Origin of the sequence: Frankia sp. CpI1-P (assembly GCF_001421075.1) — a bacterium.
Lineage (GTDB): Bacteria > Actinomycetota > Actinomycetes > Frankiales > Frankiaceae > Frankia > Frankia torreyi.
The window spans coordinates 1-1,290 of the sequence record NZ_LJJX01000141.1 but is presented as its reverse complement, the minus strand read 5'-3'; the positions used below and the strand labels follow the sequence as shown (position 1 = coordinate 1,290).

Sequence of the window (1,290 nt, the reverse complement as noted above, 5' to 3'; positions counted from 1 at the left end):
TCATCAAGCATCCCCTCCATATGATGCGAATGAAAAGCATGACTCACCCGCAGCAACGACGTCCGACGACCCTGCCCCCGCACCACCTCCCCCACCCAGGCAACAGCATCCGCATCACCCGCCACCACCACCGACGCCGGCCCGTTCACCGCCGCCACCGACACCCGCCCCGCCACCGCCGGCTCCGCCAGCACCCCCGCGACCTCATCCTCCCCCGCCGCCACCGCCAGCATCGCCCCACCCGCCGGCAGCTCCTGCATCAACCGGCCCCGCGCCGCCACCAGCACACACGCATCCACCAGCCCGAAANCCCCCGCNACATACGCCGCCGCCACCTCACCAATCGAATGCCCCACCACGAAGTCAGGCACCACACCCGACGACTCCAACAACCGGAACAGCGCCACCTCCAACGCGAACAACGCCGGCTGCGTGTACCGCGTCGTATCCAGAAGACCAGCCTCCACCGACCCCTCCGCCGCGAACATCNCCTCCCGAAGCGGACGATCCAGAAACCCATCGAAACCAGCACACACCTCATCCAGAGCAGCCGCGAACACCGGCGAAGAAAAATACAACTCCCGCCCCATACCCACCCGCTGACTACCCTGACCAGCAAACAGAAAAGCCAACCGACCCGCCGACCGCACCCCACCCCGCACCACCAACGGCGAACTCCCCCCCGCCGCCACCACCCGCAACCCCGCACGCAACTCCTCCACCCCCTCCGCGACCACCACCACCCGACGCTCCAACAACGACCGCGTCGCCACCAGAGAAAACCCCACATCCACCAGCGACACCCCNCCCCCAGCCACCAACGAATCCAGAACCACCGCCTGCCNCCGCAACCCCGACTCCGACCGCGCCGACACCACAAAAGGCAACACCCCACCCCAACCCCGCACCCCGGACACAGAAACACCCGAATCCACACCACCAGCCACCACACCACCAGAAACAGCCGCGCCACCGGAAACGGCAACGCCATCAGCCTCAGCAATGGCATCAGACGGAGCGGCGCCATCCGACACGGTGGCACTGTTCGACAAAGCGATACCGCTCGACCCGGCCGCAGTGTTCGCCGCGGCGGCGCTACTCGACACTGCGGTACTCGACACTGCGGTACTCGACACGGTGGTACTCGACACGGTGGAATTCAAGCTGGTGGAATTCGACCCGGCGGCACCGTTCGGTGTCGTGCGGTCGAGGACGGGGGGTTCCTCCAGGATGACGTGGGCGTTGGTGCCACTGATCCCGAACGACGACACCGCGGCCCGACGCGGACCC

Annotated in this window: 1 protein-coding gene and 3 pseudogenes; 1 reads left to right on the top strand and 3 read right to left on the bottom strand. The window is 67.1% G+C overall.

Annotated elements, in window-relative coordinates; genetic code table 11:
* The 3 pseudogenes from FF86_RS61600 to FF86_RS69710 all read right to left on the bottom strand — a co-directional run.
* Positions 1 to 309 (bottom strand): annotated as a pseudogene (locus FF86_RS61600) (acyltransferase domain-containing protein); the annotation flags it as partial.
* 9 nt (positions 310 to 318) lie between these two features.
* Positions 319 to 489 (bottom strand): annotated as a pseudogene (locus tag FF86_RS61595) (acyltransferase domain-containing protein); the annotation flags it as partial.
* Position 490: 1 nt separating this feature from the next.
* Positions 491 to 806: pseudogene (locus FF86_RS69710) on the bottom strand (hypothetical protein); the annotation flags it as partial.
* Between the two features lie 229 nt (positions 807 to 1,035).
* Between FF86_RS69710 and FF86_RS36935 the strand changes: the two are divergent.
* Positions 1,036 to 1,290 (top strand): hypothetical protein (locus tag FF86_RS36935; RefSeq protein WP_206779111.1); only part of this gene is annotated, 255 nt, incomplete at its 3' end.